The sequence below is a fragment of the Paenibacillus sp. FSL L8-0708 genome (assembly GCF_038009325.1).
Taxonomy (GTDB): Bacteria; Bacillota; Bacilli; order Paenibacillales; family Paenibacillaceae; genus Paenibacillus_AQ; species Paenibacillus_AQ odorifer.
The window spans coordinates 6534229-6554529 of sequence record NZ_JBBPBC010000001.1 but is presented as its reverse complement, the minus strand read 5'-3'; the positions used below and the strand labels follow the sequence as shown (position 1 = coordinate 6554529).

The window sequence follows — 20301 nt, the reverse complement described above, 5'->3', positions numbered from 1 at the left end:
GTATGATTCATCTCAGAACTGAGAATTATCTTAAATTTACAATTACATAAGCAATCCGCTTAATTTCCGTTTCTGGAAAGCGGGGGAACCAACAACTGGCAGCCGATGTGAGAGTCGGCACTGGTTATGGGGTGAATCCTGTTCCGGGTGCATAATATGCATCCCTGCAGGTAGGGCAACTCTCACTGCCCGAATCCGACAGCTAACCTCGTAAGCGTATGGAGAGAGGATGAATGGCGTGTTTAGTGATGAATAGCCACAGAGAATCCCTCTGTGGTTTTTTGCTGCGTTTTTAAGCAGATATAGTCGTAGAATTTATTATGAAAGAGGTGTTACCTTTGCCTATCGCTAAACTGAACGGAACTTCGCTCTATTATGAAATCAATGGAACTGGCACTCCGGTTGTGTTTATCCATGGACATGGATTAACACACAGTATGTTCAAACCACAGCTGGAGTATTTTTCCGATAAATATAAAGTGATTTTGTGCGATTTACGGGGGAATGGCAAGTCTGGTAAACTGCTGGAGGCCCCACATGAGATTATTGAGACGCAATGTCTGGATCTGATTATGCTGTTGAATGACCTAGGTATCCGTGAAGCAGTTTTTGTAGGAATCGCCTATGGTGGCTTAGTCGTTCAGCATATTGCCAAACAATATCCTGAGCGTGTAAAAGCAATTGTGGTCGCGGATAGCTTTTGTAGGACTCACGGATCAACAATAGTAGGGAAAATACAAACTATGGCAGCATATTGCAGTTTACTAATGTATTATCTCCCAAGCGAGCTGGTGTTGCCTTCGATTCGGATGATGTACCGAGAGCGCTGGAGTCTGGCCTACAATGAGATTAGAAGAGGACTGCTGGACAAACGCCCCCGGGAGCTATATCGGCAAAGGCTGGCTACGAGCCATGTTGATTACACCAGATGTTTAAAGGCTTTTAAACGTCCCGCTTTGTGTATTGTAGGGGACTTTAATGAATTTGGAGTGAATTGTATGAAGGAAATGGTGTCTCAGCTGCCGCAGGCGCAGTTGGCGATTATTCCGAACGCATTAGATCCAAGTAATCTGTGCCAACCGGAGCAATTCAATGCGATTCTTCAACGTTTCTTAGAGAAGCAGCAGGGCAGTCAGCAGATTAGCTGATCTATTGGGAGACCTTCACAAGCGAAGCGTTTAAGTGAGAAAAAAGACGTCCAATAGCCAGGGAGCACGAGCTGGCTATTGGACGTCCTTTTGGGTTGAAATTTAGGGGAATTCTCCCTAAAATGAAGGAGATTATGGCTCCTAGAAAGTGGATTAGGGAAATCCTCCCTAATAATAGGATGTTTTTAGGAAGGATTTCAAGGATTTCCCTAATATAATGGACATCCAACTAAAGGCTGGCTTATCAGTAGTAAAATCTACGAATGAGCCAGCCTTTGGTTATTTTACTAACCGATGGATGTTGAACATTTACAAGCATATTGTACCTAGAACGCCACTTAATGTCCCACCCTACCACAGCATCAAATATAGCTCACCCGACGTGGGAAAGAACGGTAGACCTAAGTAGTGATAGTAAGTGTATAGAGGAAGGCGTAACAAGCAGCACATCTGCTACTCTTGCTTTTTGTACAATGCGATCTACTCGTGTAAGATTAAGATAATTCATACTAAAGGAGCTGAGTCATGATGTCTCAAGCTGAAACTATAAAACTGACTTCATTATCTTCAAAAGGGGGCTGCGGCTGCAAAATCGGTCCCGCCGATCTCATGCAGGTTATTCGCAGTCTGCCACCAACTGTTCCTAACCCGGATCTACTAGTAGGTCTTGATACTAGTGATGATGCAGGGGTGTATCGTTTAAGTGATGAATTAGCGTTAGTGCAAACTGTTGATTTTTTCACGCCGATCGTGGATGATCCCTATTCATTTGGTCAAATTGCAGCAGCCAATGCATTAAGCGATATATATGCGATGGGTGGAAAGCCGCTTACGGTGCTTAATATTGTGGCTTTTCCTATTTCTGTTTTAGATAAAAGCGTTCTTGGTGACATTTTGCGCGGTGCAGCGGATAAAGTACAGGAAGCAGGAGCTACTCTTGTGGGCGGACATTCCATCGACGATAAAGAGCCCAAATTCGGATTGGCCGTTACGGGCCTTGTGCATCCTGACAAAGTAAGAACGAATGCGGGCGCCAAGGTGGGAGACAAGCTGATTCTAACGAAGCCTATCGGTGTGGGGATCTTAACAACTTCCATTAAAAAGGATCAGCTATCTCCTGAAGAAACCACACGCCTTACGACAGTAATGTCTACTTTGAATAAAAAAGCGGCTGAAATCATGGAGCCTTATGATGTACATGCTTGTACAGATGTTACCGGATTTGGGCTACTGGGACATGCCTCGGAAATGGCTAAAGGGAGCGGCACGGGCCTGATCATTCGTCAAGACGATGTACCGATGCTGCCAAGAGTAAGAGAGCTTGCGGAACAGGGATTTGTTCCAGGAGGCACTAAGAATAACTTTGCCCATCTGGAAGGCAGCATTCTTTATCCGGAAGAGATGGACCAACTAAGCCGCTATATTCTATGTGACGCTGTGACTTCTGGCGGATTGCTGATCTCTGTGGCCCCCGAACAAAGCGAAGATTTGCTAAAAGAGTTAGTAGATGCAGGGGTAGAAGCGGCATTGATCGGAGAGGTAACGGAAGAGCATCCGGGTCAGATTACGGTTATAGCTGCTGTGGAATAACTGTTGTATATCAGCTTAGAGCAAATTATGAAGGTTAGCCACCAGAGGAGAGAGCATATTGTTTCAGGACATTACACTGGAAGAACTTAGAGTGTTAAAAAACAAGAAGCAGATCACCATTATTGATGTTAGATCTCCTTCTGAATATAAAGATGCAACGCTGCCGGATAGTTTGAATATTCCCTTTTTTGATGATCAGGAACGGGCTGAAGTAGGGACGTTGTATAAACAGACAAGTGTGCAGGCCGCGAAAGAACGTGGTTTGGAGATTGCTGCGGCAAAACTGCCTTCTTTTGTCAAAGAATTTGCAGCGATTCAAGGAGACAAAGCAGTATTCTGCTGGAGGGGAGGTATGCGCAGCCGTACAACTGCGACCGTACTCTCTTTAATGGATATTCATGCTTACCGGCTGATAGGCGGCTATAAGGCTTATCGTAAATGGGTGCTCGACGAATTGGAGTCCTATGAATGTAAGGCGAAGTCTTATGTGATTCACGGAAATACAGGCACAGGTAAAACCAATCTGTTACACCGCCTGAAAGCGCAAGGCTACCCCGTTCTGGATTTGGAAGGGATGGCAGGTCATCGTGGTTCTATTTTTGGTGAGATTGGCCTTCGTGCGAACAATCAAAAAACGTTCGATAGTCTTCTTTTAGAGGAGTTAATTAAGATCGGGGATTCTCCTTATGTACTATTTGAAGCGGAGAGCAAAAAGATTGGTAAGGTAGTAATGCCCCCATTTATGGCCGAGCAAAAAGAGAGCGGAACACAGATCTGGATTGAGATGCCTTTGCAAGCCAGAGTGCAGCAAATCCTTGAGGATTACCGGCCAGAAGAGTACAAGGAGCAGTGTATTTCTGCATTTCGGAGTATTAAATCCCGAATTCATATCCCTGTTGCAGCAGAAATCGAACGATGCTTGCAGGCGGATTTATTCGGCGAAGCTGTGGCGCTGCTGCTAGAATATTACTATGATCCTAGATACGATTATACGTCCACTCAGTATGAAGGCATTGAGAGAGTTACTTTTAAAGTGAATAATCTGGATGAAGCTGAGACTGCTGTGCGTTCTTTTTTAAAACATCAAGAAGTATAAGTTTCGCGTTATGGTTAAAGGGGGCTTTACTTAATATGATCTATTTAGATTACAACGCTACAACACCAGTAGATAAGGAAGTAGCAGAGGTTATGATCCCTTATCTTTACGGTCATTTTGGGAATCCCTCAAGCAGTCATTCTTTGGGGCGGGAAGCTAAACTCGGAATAGAGCAGGCAAGAACACAGGTGGCTGATTTCCTGAATTGTGCGCCGGGTGAGGTGCTTTTTACCAGTGGGGGTAGTGAGTCTAATAATACTGTCATTAAAGGAGTAGCCCAAACGTATCGCCATAAAGGTAATCACATTATCCTGTCTGCTATTGAGCATCCAGCTGTAATTAAACCTTGTCAGTACCTGGAGCAGATGGGATACAACCTGACTTATGTACCTGTTGACTCTTATGGAATGGTGCAGGTTGACGATGTGAAAAAGCAGCTCACGGACCAAACCATTCTGGTCTCCATCATGCACTCTAATAACGAAACGGGCACGATCCAGCCGATCAAGGAAATAGCTGAGGTCTGCCACCAACGGGGCATTCTTATTCATACAGATGCTTCACAATCTGCGGGAAAAGTAGACCTCGATGTAGCGGATTTGGGAGTGGATTTTCTAACGCTTGCAGGCCATAAATTATATGCGCCCAAAGGCATTGGAGCATTGTACATTCGGGACGGCATTCACATTGAGCCTTTGATACACGGTGCGGGCCATGAACGGGGGCGAAGAGCGGGGACAGAAAATACACCCTACATTATTGGCTTAGGAAAAGCCTGTGAGCTTGCTGCTGACTCTGATTCTAGAAAAAGAGTTAAGCAAGTTACGGAGTATTTCTATGGAAGACTGCAGGAGTCTTTTGGCGAAAAAATTCATTTGAATGGTCATAAACACAAGCGCTTGCCTAACACCCTTAACGTTAGTTTTCTTGGAGCAGTGGGTCATGAAATTATCGATTCCCTGGAAGCTGTGGCGGCTTCAACGGGCTCGGCGTGCCATTCCGGTGAAACGTTGATTTCGCCTGTTTTAAAGGCTATGCATGTGTCGGAGAATATTGGACGGGGAGCGGTTCGTTTTAGTGTGGGACGATATACGACTACAGCGGAAATCGATGAGGTCATCGATAAGCTGAAGGTGTATTTGTTATGAGGTTCGTTTTTGCAAACAGTGACAAAGTGTGAATTCTAGTGAACGCACTATGATTCTCAGTGAACGGATTATGGCTCCCAGTGAACGGACTCGCTATCGGACTCAGGCGCTCTTATTTGCAATATTTTCCTATTTTTGAGTTGCTATAGGACTCCATAGGCGTTATTAGTACAAAATAGACACTACTGAGCATCATTTCTGCCCAATAGCGCCTCTCAGGTCCGATAATCTCTCTAAACAGTGATAAATTAACGAATAGCGGCATCTGAGTCCGAAAGATCAAGAGTTGAATGCGCATATTACAAAAAAAGCATCTGCCACCTCCTTCAAAAGGAATCGCAGATGCCTTTTTTAACTTTTTTTTAGTGATTATACAATCGTAAAGCCAGCACTTGCATAACCAGTGACTGTATTTACAAGGGTAAGACCTGTAGCGGTGGCTGAGAATACCATAAGCAAACGTGTCTGTGGTGTTACAGTAAAATTGATACCATTCGTAATTCCGTTGACAAAAGTTCCAAGATTAATAGTACCGGTGATAGGTGGAAGTGGGACTGTTGCGCCTGGAATAGGAGTAAATGTGTTATTTGGTGTGGCAGATTGGTACAATTGCGCTGTTACATTTATCGTAGTACCAAGCAGCGATAAAGCTATGGTATTACTGAAGTAAGCGGCAATGGAAGTTATTACTCCTGCTCGAGGAGTTGAGAATGCAAAATTGATAAGCGGTCCAAGGAGAGTACCTGTCAAATCAATATTACCGCCAACAAGCGAAATACCTGTGGCTGAACTTCCGAAGCCTACAAGGCTTGTTGTTCCAACCAAACCACCTAAAACCGTGGTCATAATAATAGGTCCTCCGGATGCCAGCGGAATAATTGCACCGTTACCGGTTGCACCAGTGACTCCGGTAATGCCAGTAGCTCCGACCGCGCCGGGATCACCTGTGGCCCCCGTTACACCGGTAGCTCCGGCAACGCCGACCGCCCCCGGATCACCCGTCACGCCCGTTGCCCCCGTAGCTCCGGCAACGCCGACCGCCCCCGGATCACCCGTCGCCCCTGTGGCACCCGTAGCTCCGGCAACGCCGACCGCCCCCGGATCACCCGTCGCCCCTGTGGCACCCGTAGCTCCGGCAACGCCGGCCGCCCCCGGATCACCCGTCACGCCCGTTGCCCCCGTAGCTCCGGCAACGCCGACCGCCCCCGGATCACCCGTCGCGCCCGTTGTACCGGCAGGGCCTGCCAAGCCGGCAGCACCCGTCGAGCCCGTCGCTCCAGTTGCTCCTACGCCTGGACCCGCTGGTCCTTGCGCCCCTGTTGGTCCTTGAATCCCTTGCACACCCTGTGGTCCTTGAGGTCCCATCGCACCACCAGCGATTAACAAGTAATCTGGTGAACTTCCAGGTATTCCAGTAGGTCCAGAAACAGTAGCAATATAGGTGCTGCCATTGAAGGTTACTACTTGACCTGCTGGATAAGTAGGACTTTGTGCAGGATTAAAGATTACAATTCCTTGCAGCCCTACCCCTTGCGGGCCCTGAGGTCCTTGAAGTCCAGGCGTTCCTTGAGGGCCTTGTGGTCCTTGCGGTCCTTGGGGGCCTGTGGAGCCACCAGCAATTAATAAATAGTCTGGTGAACTTCCAGGTGTTCCCGTTGGTCCAGCAACAATAGCAATATAGGTACTGCCATTAAAGGTTACTACTTGACCTGCTGGATAGGTAGGGCTTAATGCAGGATTAAAAGCAACAATTCCTTGCAACCCTGCCCCTGTGGTTCCCTTTGCGCCCGGAATCCCTTGCGCTCCTTGCGGACCCTGGGGTCCCTGTGGCCCTTGAGGTCCAGTCACACCTTTAATAGGTAATCCAATTGCTTGTGTAATAGAAGCTTGAATATGTCTGATCTGAATAATCAGCTGATCTTTACAATTAGAGTCAATCTTCGTGGCGAGAATAAAAGATAATAACTCTGCTAACAGCAGTTGAAGATTAGTGCCCACGCTTACGACAGAGAAGGGACTGACTTCGGTCGATACAATGGTTATCTCTACTACAGAAAGTAGCTCAGTTCTAAAAGGGCTGCATAACTTAGAGGTATGCAAGAATTCCAATAGTTCTCTTAACACTCTTTGCAGATTGGCAATATGAAGTGTTGTGGGATTCGTAAGTACGGGGGGCACCACTGCAGAGAGATCAGTGACTATTTTTAATAGTACGTTACACTCCCTCTTTCTAATAGGACTGCTGATCCTTCCATGCTTGTTTAGGATAGCATCCCCTTTAAATGGTCTGTAATCAGGCATATTTCTATATCTCCTCCTTGAACTTCTCCTGTTCATTCCTTTAAAAAATGGGAACCTGCCCAATCAGCATATTCTGAGAAGCGGAAGTGGTTACAAAAATTGCCCTAAAAGTCGTTATTTCTGAAAGTCGTTATTAATGAAGTAATACAAAAAAGGCAGGCCACCGCTAATTACGGTAGTCTACCTTTTTAATAGATACGTTAAGTAGTCTCTCCTTTAATGAGAGTTACGTCTACAGTAGTGTTGTTGATTAGCTCTCCGTCAGCACTTTCGATCATTTGCAGGAGAGTATTGGTCAGCATGACCCCGATCCGATCACTAGGTTGCATAATGGTAGTCAATTTAGGACTCTGAAGCATGCGGGTAAAGCTGTGGTAATCATAACCGATGATTTTCAGTTGCTCGGGCACTCGAATGCCTTGCTGTTCAGCATAAATGTATAAAGCATAAGCCACAATATCATTACTGCAAAATACTCCATCATATTCTCGAAGTTGGGCCGGAGAGATATTTTCGGTGACAAAGGACCAAAAATAATCAAAGGTAAGCTTGTTGTGCGCGCCTTCGATAATATCGTAAGTTACACCATGTTTCATACTTGTGATGACAAAAGCATCCCGACGACGATTCGCTAGAATATCCAGATCTAGCGGGCCGGAGATATGTAGCAGCCGTTTACAGCCCAGCTGTATCAAATGTTCGGTAGCTAGCTCACCACCGCGGTAATTATCCGATCCCACACAAGGGATATTGGAAGAAATAAAACGGTCAAAAGAGACAATAGGGAAAGGGACCTTTTTATAGCTTTCAATATTCATAGTGTGGCTGCACATGATAATGCCATCTACTTGATTCTGGCGAAGCATGCTAATATAGTTGGCTTCCTTCTCAGGATCATCAAGAGAATTACATATTAGCAATTTATAGTTTTTTTCATTAGCACTCATTTCAACATACTTGATGAGATCGGAAAAGAAAGGGTGGTTCGAATCTGGAACAATAATCCCAATAAAAAAGGATTGATTCTTCTGTAAGGCTCTGGCGATTTGATTAGGATGATAATCTAAGGCGTCCATCGCTTTTTCAACTTTTTTACGCGTCTCTTTGCTGATATATCCCCGGTTGTTCATTACTCTGGACACGGTAGCTACAGCAACGCCCGCCTCCTTGGCAACATCTTTAATACTTGCCATACCCTCATCCCCGTTTCATAAAATGCTCTAATCTATATTCTACAACTTTCTTGGATTGTTGACACTAATCGAGACTAACAATTGTAAAAGCATAGATAGTTTCTGATAGTTATAATAGGTATGTTATACGTTACCACAAATATATGGACATAATATTAAATTCTAATAATTATAGCTTTTTTTATTGATTTAATTATATGAAAACGTTTGACATATTATATGCGCGTCTATAAAATTGGTTTTGAATAAACCTTCATCTAGGGAGGAACAAGATTGTTAGGATAACGCTTTCATAAGTTGCATTAGTTTGATGATTTCTCAGACCTTATGAAGCAAGAGTGTATAAATTGAAATAGAAGGAGAACGCCAATATGCAGATTAAAAATGAAGCTATGCTTATCACTTACGCAGATAGCATGGGAAACAATTTAAAAGAACTAAACGAAGTACTGGATACACACTTGCAAGGAGTCGTGGGTGGGGTTCATTTATTGCCGTTTTACCCCTCTTCGGGCGACCGGGGATTTGCTCCGATGGATTATACGAAGGTTGATTCGGCTTTTGGCGACTGGGCGGAAATCAAAGAGATGAGCGAGAAGTTCTACATGATGTATGATTTCATGATCAATCACATTTCACAGCAGTCTCCATACTTTCAAGATTTCCTTGAGAAGAAGGATGAATCGCAATACAAGGATTTATTTATTCGTTACAAGGATTTCTGGCCTAACGGTGAACCAACTGAGGTTGATGTGGATTTAATTTATAAACGTAAACCGCGGGCGCCATACGTAGAGGTTACTTTTAAAGATGGGACGAAGGAAAAGGTTTGGTGTACGTTTGATGAGCAGCAGATCGATCTGGACGTGACTACCGAAACCACGAAGAAATTCGTGAAAGACAATCTGACCTTCCTTGCTGATAAAGGAGCATCGATTATCCGGCTGGACGCTTTTGCCTATGCCAACAAAAAGATGGGTACCAGCTGCTTTTTCGTAGAACCGGATATTTGGGAAATGTTAAATTTGTCTAAAGAAGTAGTGGAGCCTTATGGCGTAACTGTTCTTCCGGAAATCCATGAGCATTACAGCATTCAATTGAAGATTGCAGACAAGGATTATTATGTCTATGATTTTGCCCTGCCAATGTTGGTATTACATGCTCTATACAGTGGACAAGTAAATCGGCTTGCGCATTGGCTGGAAATCTGTCCGAGAAAACAATTCACTACCCTGGATACGCATGACGGCATCGGTGTGGTGGATGTTAAGGATCTGATGACCGACGAAGAAGCTGAAATGACCAGAGAAAGCCTATATAGCCAAGGAGCAAATGTTAAGAAAAAATACAGCTCCGCCGCTTATAATAATCTGGATATTTATCAAATTAACTGCACTTATTATTCTGCACTTGGCAATGATGATCAGGCGTATCTTTTGGCCAGAGCTATTCAGTGCTTCGCCCCTGGTATTCCGCAGATTTATTATGTAGGTCTATTCGCTGGCGAGAATGATATTGAACTGCTCGAAAGCACAAAAGAAGGGCGCAATATTAACCGCCATTATTATTCTAAAGATGAAATTGCTGCTGAGGTACAACGTCCTGTTGTTCAAAAGCTGTTCGCATTGTTGAAATTCAGAAATAGCTGTCCAGCTTTTAATGGTGAGATCAAGATTGTACAAGGTAGTGAGAATGAGCTGAACATCACTTGGAAAAATGAGAACAGTGTAGCGAAGCTTGAAGCTAATCTGATGACCAAAGAATACACCATTGTTGCAGGTGAGAATGAAGCAAATATTACGAAGTTATTTTAATATTTCATATGTTATCGAAGGGTGTTCCAAAGGCTGGGTCAATGGCTGCTGGAGCACCCTTCGTTTTGGAGTATAGGTGATTCATGTTATGAACTGTTTTTGGCTCGTCTGAATTCTATTGGTGTAAGGCTGAAGTTGCGTTTGAACATCCGGTGGAGATAAGAACTGCTAGTGAAGCCAGTTACTTCAGCAATATCCGATACCGATAAATCACTCTCTACAAGCAGGCGGCATACTTCCTTCATCCGTACCTCCATGATGACATCCACAATAGTGGTTAGGGTCTGCTGCTTATAAAGTCTGCTGACATAGATTGGAGACATATTAAGTTCATCGGCAATTTGGTTCAGACTCAAGCAAGGGTCCATGTAAGATTGCTGAATGGTTTGGTTGATTTGCCGGATTAGATCGCTTTGCTTGGAGCTGCGCTTATCCGCTTGGAATTCCTGAATATGATCAAAAAGCTGGTAAAAAGCTGCCTCAAATTCTTCTATTGTTTCATAATGTTCAAGCGAAGGCATCACCATTATCCCTTCGGTGGGGGTAGGACTAAGCTTCTTGATGTTATCGACAATTCGTTTAATCGTTAGCGTCACCCTTGAAACAGTAAGTTCCAGCACATGATAGGGATATTGCTCCATTTGACGTACCATTTCGGAGAAGTGACTGCGGGCTTCGTCTGTTCTGCCACTTGTGAGCGCATCGACCAGCTTTTTTTCGCTGTCAACCGGGTAGGAGTAAAGATTGTTCTGAAGCTCGCTAATGCGCTCAGCATTGATCAGGCTGCCATGACCATAAAACAGTCTATGTTTGGAAGCTTCTCTGGCCTGACTGTACAGCCGGTTTAGTACATCTGGATTATCACTGATAGGGCTGTACACTAACGACAGTCCGATTTTTAAATAATCACAACAGGCCACACGGATCTGCCGCAGCAGCACTTCAATCAGCTCGGTATCCAGATGCTCAGTGGAGGTCATGCTGCTAAGCAACATGACCACACTATCGTCATTCATATCTACAGTTTCCACCTGATAAGTCTGTCCACAGATCTCTGAGGCAATATTCATGATGGCAAACTTGTACGGAAGGAGATAAGAGCCTCGTTCCTTTCGCAGAGCTTCGTACTCATCAATGCGTAGTAATACTAGCCGGTAGCCCTCGTTTAAATTAAAAGAAATACCCAGTTGTTGAACATCATTTTGCCGGCTGTTATGAGGAGATTTAATGCCAAGCACCAGATTGCGTAATGAGTTCTGCCTGATCGTAAACATACTGTTACGTTTATCTGCCTCAAGGGTGTTCATTCGGCTTACGATCGAATCAATCGGCAGATAAAGCCGTTTGGACAGTACCCTAGAAATAACAAGACCGAACAATAAAATAATTAAAGAAATCAGAAGCGTAGTATTGCGGATATGATTGGTCTGTTCAGTAATTACCTCATAAGGAGTAATGCGCACATATTGCCAGCCAAGCGAATCGGGCGAAGTATAGGACACCAGTGATTTATTCCCTCTAAAAGGGGCAGTAAAATAGCCGGCAGAACGTGCTTTTACTTGATGCTCCAGCCAACTGTTTTCATCCCCGGAGAGCTTCTCCAATGTCAGCTTATTCCCCGACAGAAAACGGCCTTGGTCATCCAAAATGTAGGTACTGCCACTACCGGGTGTATTGCCGTTAGCCAGTTCTTTATTGATCCAAGCCGCGGATATGTTAACAATAACCGCAGAGTTAATAGAGCGGTCCCAATTGATCGCATCATAGCAAAGGTAAGTATAGACTGAGATGGTTTTTTTCTCAGGTTCATCTATGGAATAGGTTCGCGGAATCGGCGTAAATGTTTTGTAATCCTGATAATGATTCAGCATCTGAATAATTTCAGTGTCCACCAGTTCGCGGGTGGTGAATACGCCATTCTGGCCCTGTGCTGCCGAAATATAAACCGTGTCATTATTCGGATTATATACATAGATGGATTCAATATAAGGCATGGAATTTAAGTAGTTTCCGAGATCGGACATCGCCGCGGTTACCTCATAAATAGAGGGCTTGTTGTAGAACAACAGATGAGAAATCGTGCTGGTTCGATACAATTGAAATGAAAGCGTTTGCGCGACTTCAGCCATGTTGACCACTTTTTTGCCAGTCTGGGTCAGATCCCTTAGATCGGAGCGAAAGGTTTGCGTCTTCTCGACGCCGATGTAGTACGTATAGTAAACAAAAGTAGAGATAAGAAGGGTTAACGATATGCACAGGGTTATGGTGGTGAGCAGCTTGCCATACAGTAGTCTTTTTCTCCGTAGATCATTATTCTTCATACCGTCCCCCCTGATCATCATATGACTTATTCGGACAAGACTCTGGATGAATTCATATTATGAATTTCCTTTATTATAAGTCCCCAAGAGTGAACAGAACAGTGGAGCAACCTTAGAATCCTGCATTTTTCCAATCTGAAGGGAGTGAACAAATTAAATATTCGTGTACAAAACGGTCTTTTCTACAAGGATTATAAGGAGTTAGCGAAGCTTGAGAAGCTCAGTGGGTCTCCGAAGACTTTTACATAAACATCCTGATTGTTCAGTTCCTGTTTCGCCAGTTTGTGCAGTAAGGCTTGTAAGCTTCACTTCTGTGTTCAGAAGAATCCCCCTATAGTGGAATTATGCAGTTTCTATATTAAGGGGAGTGAGAGATCTTGAGCCAAACCTCATCCAAAGGAATTTCAAACGTCGAACTTGGCATCCAGGCTGATGGTAGAGCACGCTTACGAACGACAAGAAAGAAGAAAGGATTGTTGTATGAGCTGGTGCACAATCGGGTAATGTTTCTGATGCTGCTGCCCACCTTGATCTTTTTTCTGGTGAATTCCTATTTTCCAATGGTAGGCATCTATTATGCGTTCACTCAATTCGACTTCAACAGCAGCATGTTCAACTCCAAGTTTGTGGGATTACAGAATTTCGAGTTCCTCTGGAGATCCGGTACGCTGGTGAAGCTCACGATGAACACGATAGGATACAATATTGCTTTTATTGTACTGGGAAATGTGCTGGCAATTGTCTGTGCGATCCTGCTGAGTGAGCTCAATGGAAAATGGTTTAAAAAGATTAGCCAATCGGTAATGTTTCTGCCTTACTTCGTATCTTTTGTAATTCTCAGCGTAATTGTCTACAACTTGTTTAATTATGACAGCGGTTTCTTAAATACAATGCTTACCCAATTTGGCCTTGATCCGGTCGACGTTTACAGTAAACCTTGGGCATGGATCTTTCTGATCATTATCTTTTATCTATGGAAAAATCTTGGCTACAGCATGGTGATTTATCTGGCGGCGATTACGGGGATTAGTGACGAATATTATGAAGCGGCCAAAATTGATGGCGCTAATATTTTCCAGCGGATTTGGTATATAACGGTGCCGATGCTGAAATCAACCTTTGTGGTGCTGCTGCTCTTTGCGCTCGGGAGTATTATGAAGGGCCAATTCGATCTTTTCTATCAATTAATAGGCAATAACGGGCTGCTCTACAATACGACGGATATCCTTGATACCTATGTATACCGTTCGCTTAAAGTAACCTTTGATGTGGGCATGGCAACGGCTGCCGGGGTCTATCAATCCTTGTTCGGCTTCGTCCTCATTATGACGGTCAACTACATTATCCGCAAAATAAACGATGACTACGCCCTGTTCTAGGAGGATAAGAAATGAAAATTCAAAAGGATAAATATACGCGAATGCTTCATTGGATTGCCTATGTGGTCATTATTGGCCTGTCGATCGCTTGCCTGCTGCCCTTTTTGCTAATTATCTCTGCGTCTTTGACCAGCAATGAGTCCATTATTCGCGATGGCTATCATCTGATTCCGGCACAGTTCTCACTGGAGGGCTACAAGACGGTATTCATCTTCCCGGATGAGGTGCTGCGGGCATATGCGGTCACAGTCAGCACAACTGCGATTGGAACGGTAATGGGACTATTTTTCATGACTATGGCGGGTTATGTACTGGCGCGTAAAGATTTCAAATATCGAAATAGCTTTTCCTTCTATATATATTTTACGACTTTGTTTGGGGGAGGACTTGTCCCGTGGTACATCATGATTACGAAATACCTCGGTCTGCTGGATTCCTATGCGGTACTGGTGCTTCCAGGTCTGATGACGCCATTTTTGATCATTTTAATGAAAAACTTCATCAAATCAGCAGTTCCTGAGGAATTGTTCGATTCTGGCAAAATAGACGGGGCCGGTGATTTCCGGATTTACTGGCAGATTGTACTCAAGCTTTCCATGCCGGGCATCGCTACAGTCGGTTTGTTTCTGGCTTTGTATTACTGGAATGACTGGTTCACCTCTTCACTGTTCATCAATGATACGCATAAATATCAGCTGCAGTTCTATCTGTACAATGTTATCAATTCAGCACAGTTTATCGCACAGATGGGGGCGGGAACCGGGGTGTCACTGGCTACGGAGGTCCCTGCTGAGTCTACCAAAATGGCGATGGCAATTGTCGTGACGGGACCTATTCTTTTTCTGTACCCGTTCGTTCAGCGTTATTTTGTCAAAGGCCTAACCATCGGCGCTGTAAAAGGTTAGAACCGCAACCTGCCCACTACCGGGTTAAGGTACAGTCGGCTAACATAGAAGCATAGTGAAAAGGGAGGATTCAGATGAATAAACAACGGGGCAAACGCATGTCTATTCTGCTTACGTCAGTATTGGGCTTGACGCTGCTGGCAGGCTGCGGGGGGAATTCTAATTCTGCAAACGGAGACAATGCGGCGGTAAAAGAGAGCAATAGCGGAGGAAACACAGCACAAAGTACGAACGCAGGGACGGAGGAGAAGACCGGACTGGACACTTCCAAAAAGGTCGAGCTGCAATTCTACATGCTAGGCGATGCGCCGAAGGACCTCTCAAGCATTGAAGCGGAAATTAACAAAATGGCCGAAAAGGATCTGAATGCAACCGTTAAATTCAACTATACAACCTGGACAGATTGGGATCAGAAATATAAGCTGCTGCTGTCGTCGGGTCAATCAATCGATCTGATCTTCACTGCGGACTGGACACAATATCAGGCTTATGCGAAAAAGGGAGCTTTTTTAGCTATAGATGATCTGCTGCCGAAAGCTGCCCCAGAGCTCCAGCAATTCGTACCACAGGAAATGTGGGATGCTGTGAAGATTGATGGCAAGATTTACACCGTTCCAGCGACTTATAAGGAGTATGTAACGAACGGCTTCGTATGGCGTGAGGATCTGCGCAAGAAATACAATCTGCCTCAGCCGACAGATCTAGCTAGCTATGAAGCATACATGGAAGGAATCAAGAAAAATGAACCGCAGATGTCACCTGCTTCTTTTAACAGTGATGTTAGAGGTAACATTCATGATGTATATTCAACACTTACCGCACAGGTCGGCAGTCCGCTGCCTTATGGTATTGGTATTAAGTACGATGATCCTTCAAAAGCTTATCTGTATTGGGGCTCGGAGGAACATAAAGAAGAGCTGCTGACGATGAGACGCTGGCAGGAAAACGGATTGATTTCCAAAAACGTCCTGAACTTGAAGGATACCATCCAGGCTCCGATTATCGCGGGCAAGGCAGCAAGCATCTTCGGAGATAATCCGACTCGCTTCAACGATACGTTGATGAAGGTGAAAGCAGCACATCCGGATTGGGATCTAGGTTACTATCCTTATGGCAATACCATTGGTTATGCAACACCAGTTCATCCTATTCATAATGGTTTCGCCATTCCGAAGAGCAGCAAGAACCCTGAACGTGCACTGGCCTTCTATGAAAAAATGGTCATGGATAAACGTTATAATCAGCTGACACAATACGGTGTGGAAGGAAAGAACTATAGAATTGATGCGAACGGCTACTATGAACTTATTGGAGATGCTTCAACGAACGGTTTTACACGCGAGGGAATGAATGGCTGGGCCTGGCGGAATCCGGAGCTCATGCTATTTGATAAATCCTATGATGGCGTGAAGGAAATTTTCGCTGAGCTCGACAAAATTCAGAAGCCGGATATTTTCACCGGTTTTGCTGAGGATTATACCTCTTATCAGGCGGAAAAAGCAGCACTAGAGCAGGTGGAAAAGCAATACCTGTATCCATTGCAAGCTGGATTAGTAGAGGATGTTGATGCGGGTTTAGCCACCTTTATGGAAAAGGCTAAGCAAGCCGGTCTTGAGAAAATCCAGACCGAATATATCAAGCAATGGGATGCTTATGTGCAGGAGAAGGGTTTGAAATAATAAAAGTAGCAAGGGAGGTTCCTTAAGCCTAATGGCAGGGAGCATCCCTTTTTTTGTGTTCTTTAACGTACTCAGATTTACGAGAAACGTTGACGGAATTCCCGTGGAGTGGTTCCTTCTATTCGAATAAAGCTGGAGCTGAAGTAAGGCGCCTGATTGAAGCCAACTTCCTCGGCTATACGGGCAATTGTGTAGCTGGTCTGCATCAGCAAAAGTTTACTTTGCTGAATCCGATAATGCAGCAGATATTCCATCGGCGCACAGCCGTATTCCTTCTTCATGCAACGAGCGATATATACAGGGTGAAAGCTTAGACTTTCCCCGAGCTGCTGCGCAGTGATATGCTCACGAAAATGGCTGCGTAAATAGGAGGCCGCTTGCTCTGCACATATTTTGGAGGGTGAGGGGCGCTCATGGCTGAGGGAGGCGGATAACTGCTGAATAACCTCCTGAAACAACAGCTGCTGCTGAAATGGAGTATCGCTTAAATGGGAATTAGGCACAAGCTGATTCAGCTGTGAGAGCAGCTCTTCCATCTTGGACGGCTGCAGCAGAGTTGTATATTGAGGCAAGCGTAAGCTAAACGGCCGGATATCAAATTCGTCAGATTGCAGGGAGTTCTCTATTTTGACGTTGTCTTTCTCAAACGTAGCAGTCGTATCCTCGGTCATATTCCAGTCGCCCACCGTTTGAAAATGCAGCCAATAATAAGAGGTGGATTCCTTGCAGCTATCCGTACTGAAATGATGGCTGTCTGGACGAAGTAAGAGCGCCTGACCTGCTTTTACTTGAAAAGGGAGACCGCCTTCACTCATATATAAACAGCCTTGTTTAACTACAAGCAAATCGAACACCCGGGTATTATGGCGGCTCATATGATAATGGCCGGGGGAGAAAGTATGGAATCCGCTTACAATGTAGTACAGCAACGGAGGAACGGTGAAGTTCAAGATGTTCATGTCAGAAGCTCCTTTTAGTGAGGTTGGAATAATGTAATAATTGGTTTGAAATCTGTACCATCATCCAAAGTATATCATCTATAATTTAGTCTGACCTAATGAATAAAGATGTTATTTTTTAGGCTGAGTCTGTAGGCATGGTTTACGAGGAGGGTTTGTATAGTGAAAAAAGAAAGACAGGGTTTTGGACTCTGGGTATTGGCTTGGCCTATATTTATAGAGGTATTTCTACAGACTCTGCTGGGTACGGTAGATACATTAATGGTCAGCCGTATCTCTGATGATGCAGTCGCCGTAGTCGGCATTTCCAATCAATTGTTCGGTGCATTGACCACACTTTTTACAACATTTGCGGGTGGAGCGGGGATTCTGATCGCACAGAGAATGGGCTCCAAACGTTTTGGTGAAGCGCGCACGATTGCTATTATGGGGGTAACGGTTAGCCTCGTGTTGGGGATTGTCGTGAGTATTGTATTGTTTTTCTATGCGGGCCCTATTGGTGGGGTTCTAAATATAGCACCTGAGCTATTGTCACTTTCCAATGTCTATATCTCCTACGTCGGCGGTGGACTTTTTATGGTCGGAATGATTGCTTCCCTCGGTACCGCTATCCGGAACACAGGGAATACCAAAGGGCCGATGTACACAGGGATTATAATCAATGTCATCCATATAATTCTGAACTATATTTTTATATTTGGTGTATTCGGACTGCCACAGCTAGGCCTTGCGGGCATCGCGATCTCCAGTATTGTCAGTAGACTGGTCGGAGTGATTATTCTCTACTCCTTATTCCGGCGTTCTTTCGAGATCAAGGTTAGACTTAGAGATTTCCGTATATTCAATGGCAAGCTGTTCAAGCAAATTCTGAAGATTGCCTGGCCTCTCGGGATCAATTCTTCCTGTTGGGTATTCTCCCAGCTTATTGTGTATTCCTTTCTGGCTGCACTTGGAGCCGAAGCGTTAGCAGCACGCACGTATCTTAACACCCTGGAGTCCTTTTGCTTCACGCTTGGTTATGCTTTTGCGCTGGCGGGTCAGATACAGATTGCTCATTTATTCGGAGCAGGCAAACTGAAAGAAGCTTACCGCAGTGCATATCGTACACTCTTCATTGGTTTGAGCATTGTGTCAGCTAACATGCTGTTACTATTCCTGTTCGGAAAACAGCTGCTCGCTTATTTCACATCTGATCCGAAAATTATTGCGATCGGGGTTTCTTTGTTAGCTCTAAATCTATTGCTCCAGCCCTCCAAAATGCTGAATATGGCCCTCGGCAACGCGCTGAATGCCATCGGGGATACGCGTTATACGATGTATACTTCCATCGTGTCTATGTCCCTCATTGGCGTGGGCTGCTCCTATTGGTTAGGAATCAGCTTCGGCTGGGGACTCATAGGTATCTATTGTTGTATGATAGCCGACGAATTGGTGAGAGGTTTGCTTGTTTTGGCGCGCTGGAGGGGGCGAAAGGTTCTCCGCCAAGCGGACACCGGCTTGAGTGAAGAGAATGCTTCACTACATGGAGCGGGGAAAAGAAACGCCTCGTTAACCACATAAGCGGGACTCTATAAGTCCAGCTTGATGGGCAATGGAGTGGTTTTAGAGTAGGACGTTGTTTGTGGAGTAGTGTTTTTGTTTCGGCAGTAGGGTGGTAGTAGTGCTGCAGTAGTGCGATAGTAGGGCCATTGCGGGAGGCGGTAGTAAGGCGGTTGCGGGAGGCAGTAGAGCGGTTGCGGGCAGGCGGTAGGTAGGGCGGTTACGGGAGGTCTGGCGTTGTGCTTTCGGACTCAACTGCCGCTATTTGCTAATTTAGAGCCTTTTCCGGTTAGTTTCGGACTGGAGGGGCGCTATTCCTCGTGAAATGGCTCATGTAGGGGTAATTTTGAGGCAATAGTGACACTGGAGTCCGATAGCTTATGAAAAGAGACGTTTGTGCGGAAATAACGGCTCTGGAGTCCGAAAGCGACTTTGAAAGCCCAAGTAACACCGTGCACCCAAGCGACAACGAGCACTTCAAGTAACATTAAGCATCCCGAGTAACGTCGAGCACTTCAAGTAACTTTGATCATCCCGAGTAACGTCGAGCACTTCAAGTAACTTTGATCATCCCGAGTAGCGTCGAGCACTTCAAGTAACTTTGATCATCCCGAGTAACGTCGAGCACTTCAAGTAACTTTGATCATCCCGAGTAACGTCGAGCACTTCAAGTAACTTTGAACATCCCGAGTAACGTCGAGCACTTCAAGTAACTTTGATCATCCCGAGTAACATCGAGCACTTCAAGTAACATAGAGCAACTCTGTGGCTTAAAAATTGATTAGTTTAGGGGCAGTAGGGCGGTTACGGGAGGTCTGGCGTTGTGCTTTCGGACTCAGCTGCCGCTATTTGCTAATTTAGAGCCTTTTGCGGGTAGTTTCGGACTGGAGAGGCGCTATCCCTCGTAAAATGGCTCATAATGGGGTGATTTTGCGGCAATAGTGACTCTGGAGTCCGATAGTTGTTCAAAAGAGCAGTATTTGCGCAAATAGCGACTCTGGAGTCCGAAAGCGACTTTGAAAGTCCAAGTAACACCGTGCACCCAAGTGACAACTAGCACTCCAAGTAACATCAAATTTGCTGATGTTTTTTTGAAAGAGGTTACCTCATGAGTAGAAATGATTACTTCTGTGAGGGCCTCTTTTTTATGCGCGTATAAAGTTTAAGTTTGACGGTCCTCAAATTTGATTATTCATTCATATAGAGTTTGATTCTATGATATAAATGAG

13 protein-coding genes and 1 riboswitch are annotated in these 20301 nt (G+C 44.8%); of the genes, 9 read left to right on the top strand and 4 right to left on the bottom strand.

The genetic code is table 11. From position 1 onward, the window contains the following. Positions 1 to 46 precede the first annotated feature (46 nt). Positions 47 to 233, top strand: a riboswitch (cyclic di-AMP (ydaO/yuaA leader). Positions 234 to 320: 87 nt separating this feature from the next. The 4 genes from NYE58_RS30725 to NYE58_RS30710 all read left to right on the top strand — a co-directional run bounded on the left by NYE58_RS30725 (position 321) and on the right by NYE58_RS30710 (position 4982). Continuing rightward, positions 321 to 1148 carry an alpha/beta fold hydrolase gene (locus NYE58_RS30725; protein ID WP_081383340.1) on the top strand — a complete coding sequence of 276 codons (828 nt, stop codon included), beginning with the start codon at positions 321 to 323 and terminating at the stop codon, positions 1146 to 1148. A gap of 528 nt (positions 1149 to 1676) precedes the next feature. Beyond that, entirely contained in the window at positions 1677 to 2738 is a 1062-nt protein-coding gene (selD, locus tag NYE58_RS30720) for a selenide, water dikinase SelD (protein ID WP_076277190.1), read from the top strand. Positions 2739 to 2796: 58 nt separating this feature from the next. After that, on the top strand, positions 2797 to 3834 hold the full coding sequence (gene mnmH, locus NYE58_RS30715; protein ID WP_341003823.1) for a tRNA 2-selenouridine(34) synthase MnmH: 1038 nt from the start codon (positions 2797 to 2799) through the stop codon (positions 3832 to 3834). A gap of 35 nt (positions 3835 to 3869) precedes the next feature. Then, positions 3870 to 4982 (top strand): cysteine desulfurase family protein, encoded by a 1113-nt coding sequence (locus NYE58_RS30710; protein ID WP_341003821.1) that lies wholly within the window; start codon positions 3870 to 3872, stop codon positions 4980 to 4982. A 369-nt stretch (positions 4983 to 5351) separates the two neighbouring features. On the opposite strand, the gene NYE58_RS30705 is transcribed toward NYE58_RS30710, so the two are convergent. Beyond that, positions 5352 to 7283, bottom strand: coding sequence for an exosporium glycoprotein BclB-related protein (locus NYE58_RS30705; protein ID WP_341003820.1), 1932 nt, complete (start codon positions 7281 to 7283; stop codon positions 5352 to 5354). Between the two features lie 200 nt (positions 7284 to 7483). Continuing rightward, positions 7484 to 8476: a LacI family DNA-binding transcriptional regulator gene (locus NYE58_RS30700; protein ID WP_076128039.1), complete on the bottom strand. Its 993-nt coding sequence runs from the start codon at positions 8474 to 8476 to the stop codon at positions 7484 to 7486. 371 nt (positions 8477 to 8847) lie between these two features. On the opposite strand from NYE58_RS30700, the gene gtfA reads away from it, so the two are divergent. Next, the gene (gtfA, locus tag NYE58_RS30695) at positions 8848 to 10290 is read left to right on the top strand and encodes a sucrose phosphorylase (protein ID WP_076277193.1); all 1443 of its coding nucleotides are present in this window, start codon (positions 8848 to 8850) and stop codon (positions 10288 to 10290) included. An 86-nt stretch (positions 10291 to 10376) separates the two neighbouring features. Here the strand turns inward: gtfA and NYE58_RS30690 are convergent, their stop codons facing one another. Then, positions 10377 to 12611, bottom strand: coding sequence for an AraC family transcriptional regulator (locus tag NYE58_RS30690; RefSeq protein WP_341003819.1), 2235 nt, complete (start codon positions 12609 to 12611; stop codon positions 10377 to 10379). Positions 12612 to 13114: 503 nt separating this feature from the next. Between NYE58_RS30690 and NYE58_RS30685 the strand changes: the two genes are divergently transcribed. From NYE58_RS30685 to NYE58_RS30675, 3 genes are all read left to right on the top strand, one after another. After that, positions 13115 to 13990, top strand: a complete 876-nt coding sequence (locus tag NYE58_RS30685; protein WP_094903677.1) for an ABC transporter permease — start codon at positions 13115 to 13117, stop codon at positions 13988 to 13990. Between the two features lie 11 nt (positions 13991 to 14001). Next, complete coding sequence (locus NYE58_RS30680) at positions 14002 to 14895, top strand: carbohydrate ABC transporter permease (RefSeq protein WP_036685379.1); 894 nt, start codon at positions 14002 to 14004, stop codon at positions 14893 to 14895. A 68-nt stretch (positions 14896 to 14963) separates the two neighbouring features. Next, positions 14964 to 16574: an extracellular solute-binding protein gene (locus tag NYE58_RS30675; protein ID WP_341004320.1), complete on the top strand. Its 1611-nt coding sequence runs from the start codon at positions 14964 to 14966 to the stop codon at positions 16572 to 16574. A 77-nt stretch (positions 16575 to 16651) separates the two neighbouring features. Here NYE58_RS30675 and NYE58_RS30670 read toward each other — a convergent pair whose 3' ends face one another. Beyond that, a complete protein-coding gene (locus NYE58_RS30670; RefSeq protein ID WP_076220150.1) occupies positions 16652 to 17533 on the bottom strand; it encodes an AraC family transcriptional regulator in 882 nt (293 codons plus the stop codon). Positions 17534 to 17692: 159 nt separating this feature from the next. Here NYE58_RS30670 and NYE58_RS30665 point away from each other — a divergent pair, with 159 nt between their 5' ends. Continuing rightward, positions 17693 to 19093: an MATE family efflux transporter gene (locus NYE58_RS30665; protein WP_445671795.1), complete on the top strand. Its 1401-nt coding sequence runs from the start codon at positions 17693 to 17695 to the stop codon at positions 19091 to 19093. Positions 19094 to 20301: the final 1208 nt, after the last annotated feature.

What these genes read in the sequence shown, in the direction of transcription:
- NYE58_RS30670 (WP_076220150.1), bottom strand. Translation starts at nt 17,533, where the DNA reads ATGAACATCTTGAACTTCACCGTTCCTCCGTTGCTGTACTACATTGTA.
- NYE58_RS30685 (WP_094903677.1), top strand. Translation starts at nt 13,115, where the DNA reads ATGTTTCTGATGCTGCTGCCCACCTTGATCTTTTTTCTGGTGAATTCC.
- gtfA (WP_076277193.1), top strand. Translation starts at nt 8,848, where the DNA reads ATGCAGATTAAAAATGAAGCTATGCTTATCACTTACGCAGATAGCATG.
- NYE58_RS30700 (WP_076128039.1), bottom strand. Translation starts at nt 8,476, where the DNA reads ATGGCAAGTATTAAAGATGTTGCCAAGGAGGCGGGCGTTGCTGTAGCT.
- selD (WP_076277190.1), top strand. Translation starts at nt 1,677, where the DNA reads ATGTCTCAAGCTGAAACTATAAAACTGACTTCATTATCTTCAAAAGGG.
- NYE58_RS30710 (WP_341003821.1), top strand. Translation starts at nt 3,870, where the DNA reads ATGATCTATTTAGATTACAACGCTACAACACCAGTAGATAAGGAAGTA.
- NYE58_RS30690 (WP_341003819.1), bottom strand. Translation starts at nt 12,611, where the DNA reads ATGAAGAATAATGATCTACGGAGAAAAAGACTACTGTATGGCAAGCTG.
- NYE58_RS30725 (WP_081383340.1), top strand. Translation starts at nt 321, where the DNA reads ATGAAAGAGGTGTTACCTTTGCCTATCGCTAAACTGAACGGAACTTCG.
- NYE58_RS30680 (WP_036685379.1), top strand. Translation starts at nt 14,002, where the DNA reads ATGAAAATTCAAAAGGATAAATATACGCGAATGCTTCATTGGATTGCC.
- NYE58_RS30705 (WP_341003820.1), bottom strand. Translation starts at nt 7,283, where the DNA reads ATGCCTGATTACAGACCATTTAAAGGGGATGCTATCCTAAACAAGCAT.